Source organism: Cyanobium sp. NIVA-CYA 375, from assembly GCF_056108345.1.
Genome location: NZ_JBSYHW010000137.1, coordinates 1 through 3,416 on the forward strand (window position 1 = coordinate 1; position 3,416 = coordinate 3,416).

At 60.5% G+C, this 3,416-nt stretch carries 3 protein-coding genes and 1 pseudogene; 2 read left to right on the plus strand and 2 right to left on the minus strand.

The features are described 5' to 3' along the window. Nucleotides 1-346: 346 nt before the first annotated feature. Nucleotides 347-988 (minus strand): Uma2 family endonuclease, encoded by a 642-nt coding sequence (locus AC01FP_RS16585; RefSeq protein ID WP_474481772.1) that lies wholly within the window; start codon nt 986-988, stop codon nt 347-349. 268 nt (nt 989-1,256) lie between these two features. On the opposite strand from AC01FP_RS16585, the gene AC01FP_RS16590 reads away from it, so the two are divergent. Both AC01FP_RS16590 and AC01FP_RS16595 read left to right on the plus strand, forming a co-directional pair. Beyond that, a complete protein-coding gene (locus AC01FP_RS16590) occupies nt 1,257-1,928 on the plus strand; it encodes a type IV toxin-antitoxin system AbiEi family antitoxin domain-containing protein (RefSeq protein WP_474481770.1) in 672 nt (223 codons plus the stop codon). Further along, on the plus strand, nt 1,928-2,779 hold the full coding sequence (locus AC01FP_RS16595; RefSeq protein WP_474481771.1) for a nucleotidyl transferase AbiEii/AbiGii toxin family protein: 852 nt from the start codon (nt 1,928-1,930) through the stop codon (nt 2,777-2,779). The genes AC01FP_RS16590 and AC01FP_RS16595 overlap by 1 nt, the downstream gene beginning before the upstream one ends. A gap of 58 nt (nt 2,780-2,837) precedes the next feature. Here the strand turns inward: AC01FP_RS16595 and AC01FP_RS16600 are convergent. Continuing rightward, nucleotides 2,838-3,185 (minus strand): annotated as a pseudogene (locus AC01FP_RS16600) (Uma2 family endonuclease); the annotation flags it as partial. Between the last annotated feature and the right edge of the window lie 231 nt (nt 3,186-3,416).

Below are 3,416 nucleotides of genomic sequence, written 5' to 3' on the forward strand. Positions count from 1 at the left end.
GGCTTCTCCACCGGCCTGCCGGAGCGGCTGCAGAAAGTCTCTGCCCTCCACTGTAGGAATTAGCAGAATAACTCTGGCATCTGTGGAGGGGAGGCTATCAAACCGATTAGTCATTTCGTGATTACGTTTCCGACTGGGATTAGCCTATCTTCACACAAGGCCATACTGAAACTGGTCCAAAATGTAAACGCATTTGGCTTCTGCCAAGGTTTTATGCACCAAACGGCCGAGGTTGGCGATGCTGATCATCTGATCGGAGCCAACGTTATAAGCCTGGAAAGCAAATGGAACATGTAGCTCTGGCAGAGGTAGGTTCTGGCGAAGATTTTGGGGTCAATTGAGCGGCTCACACTGCCCAGATCTCTGCAAGATGCAGGTGCAGAGCCGGAAACTCAGGGCCCGCCTCCAACACCTCAATCCCTTCAAATCGCTGTGGCTCGCCGCTGGCGGGCCACACCTCCACTGCCTGCTGGTGGGGGATAAGCAACCAACCGAGCCGGGCACCGTTGGCCTGGTAAGCGGCCATTTTGCTGCGCAGGGCCGTCAGAGCGCGGGGCCCTTCGTCGCTGGGGCTCGCGAGTTCTACAACCAGATCGGGGCAGAGAGGGGCGAAGCCGCGGCGCTGCTCGGGGGTGAGGGCCTGCCAGCGATCAAGACGCACCAGGGAGGCGTCAGGGCTGAGCACGGAGGCGTCGGGCAAACGGAAGCCAGTGGAACTGCCGAATACCTTCCACCCGCCCTGCTGATCAGCCCAGAGAAGCAGGCGCATCTCGAGCCGGGAATTGCGGGCGCCGGTTTCACTGCCTGTGGGCGTCATCACAATCAAGCTGCCATCGGCAGCCAACTCCAGCACCGCCTCCCGATTTTCGGCACAGAGCAAGGCGAACTGCTCAGGCGTGAGCCGCAGGCCGGGGGGAAACCGCAGCGGCGACAGGGCATGGAAGGGAGTAGGAGCGTCGAGTGAAACTGGGCTGGCAGAGAGGGTCATCACTCCAGACCGGTGGTTGACTTCAAAATAGGTCGGTCCCAGGCTCATGGTTCAGCCAGGCCGGATCTCATCAAGCTGCAGCTGCAGACCAAGGAATTCCTGGCCAGCCACCAACACTGCGAGCCCTTCGAATCGCTGAGGATCGCCGCTATCAGGCCACACTTCCACAGCTAGTTGGCGAGGGATGAGCAACCAACCAAGCCGAGCACCGTTGGCTTTCGTCGGCTGGGCTGACCCCAGTGGCACAGCTAAGATCGGAAAAATTCCGATGATCGCTTTGAAAACAGACAGATTGGTGCATCCACTGCGCCGGTTTGGGGCGGTGCCGCTGGCCCGCGAAGCCTTGGATGAGGTGCTCAGCCCCTACAGGCGCCCCAACGACAAAGTGAGCGAATGGCTGCGGGAGGGGGCCCTACAGCCGCTGCGACGGGGCCTGTATCTCACGGGAGCGCCGCTGCGCTCAACGCCCGTCTGTCTGCCGCTGGTGGCCAACCATCTCTATGGCCCCTCCTACGTGTCGCTCGACTATGCCCTGGCTCTTCACGGCATGATTCCCGAAGGGGTGGCTGAAGTCACATCGGCGTCAGTCAAGCCGAGCCGCAACTTCACCAACAGCCTGGGGCGGTTTTCCTACAGTCACATGCCCCTGCGCTTCTATGCGATCGGCCAGCAGCTTGGAGAGGGCCCAGCTGGGGAGAGGTTTCTGCTCGCGAGTCCTACCAAGGCGCTGTGCGACCGGCTGGTGCTGAGCCGGGAGCTGCCGCCACTCTCGCGCTCAGCGTTGCGCGGCTGGCTGCTGCACGACCTCCGGCTGGATACCGATCTGCTACGCGTTCTCAGCCTGGACGAACTGCGCAGTTGCATCAGCGCGGGGTTCAAGCAGCGCCAGCTGCGCACACTATTGCAGGTGATCGAGATGATGCAACAGGATCTGGGTTGATGGCAAAGACCTACCTCAATCCCGCACTGGAGCAGATGCTGAAGCGAGTGCCGCAGGCCAGCGACTCCGAGGGCAACCAGGCGCTGCGGGAGGTGCTGCAGGAGGTGGCTTTGGCGGGGCTGGTACGGCGAGGATTCTTTGGCAAGGCAGCCTTCTATGGAGGCACTTGCCTGCGCATTTTTCAGCAGTTACCGCGATTTTCTGAGGATCTCGACTTCTCCTTGTTGCAACCGGATCCAGATTTTGCCCTGCAGCCCTACCTGCAGGGTCTTGCAGAGGAGTTTGCAGCGCTGGGAATCCCGGTGGAAATCCGAGAGAAACAAAAAACAATCCGAACTGCCATCGTGTCTGCCTTTCTCAAGCCCAGCACCACGATGGTGCAGCTGTCCTTTGCCGGTTCTGCCTCCGTGAAGATCAAGCTGGAGGTCGACACTGACCCACCCCTTGGCTTTAAGACGGAGGAGCAGCTGCTGCTGCTGCCTTTCTCCTGCTACGTGAAGTGCTTTTCGCTAGCTGATCTGTTTGCAGGAAAGATGCATGCGCTGCTTTTTCGCCAGTGGAAGCAACGCGTGAAAGGCCGCGATTGGTTTGATTTCGAGTGGTATGTGCGCGGCGGCATCCCATTGCATCTGGAGCACCTGGCGGAACGCATACGGCAGAGTGGCCACTGGCCGAAGGAGCAGGACTTCAGCGCTGAAAACCTGCAGATGCTGCTCACAAAAAGAATCGCTGGGCTCGATGTGCTGAACGCCCGCCGGGACATTGAGCGCTTTGTTGTGGATTCTCAGCCGCTGGAGATCTGGTCACGAAGCTACTTTCAGCAGCTCGCACAACGCATTCAGCTGGTTTAGGGGTGCAGCTACAGAGCCTGGAATTCCGCGCCGGCCGTCAACACCTTTAGACCTTCCAATCGCTGGGGCTCGCGAGTTCTACAACCAGATCAGGGCAAAGCGGTGCGAAGCCGCGGCGCTGCTCGGGGGTAAGAGCGAACCAGCGATCGAAACGCACCAGGGAGGCGTCGGGGCTGAGCACGGAGTCGTCCGCCTTCCAGGTGGTGTCTGATCGGCCGAAGCGCTGGAGCTGGAACACCAGTTCGATGTTGCGCCCCCCGGTTTCGCTTCCGGTGGGCGTCATCGCCAGCACCTGGCCATCGGAGGCGAGTTCCAGCACCGCCTCACGGTTCTCTGCACATAGAAGGGCAAATTGCACGGGCGTGAGCCGCAGGCCGGGGGGAAACCGCAGCTGCGACAAGGTCATCACACCAGGCCGTTGGTCTCCTTCAGGATAGGGCGGTTCGGCGAATGGCGTCCGCCAGGGGAACGGTGACGCTGAGCCCCAGTTGCTGCTGCACCTTACTGATATCGGGCACGTAGCGGTTGCGGGCGGCGCCGGGGTTGGGCTGGCCAAGGATGTGCCCCCAGTTTCAGGAAAGTTGTCACCCCTCTGATCAGTACATCCGGGGGCTTGAGGACATGACTAATGCGTCGA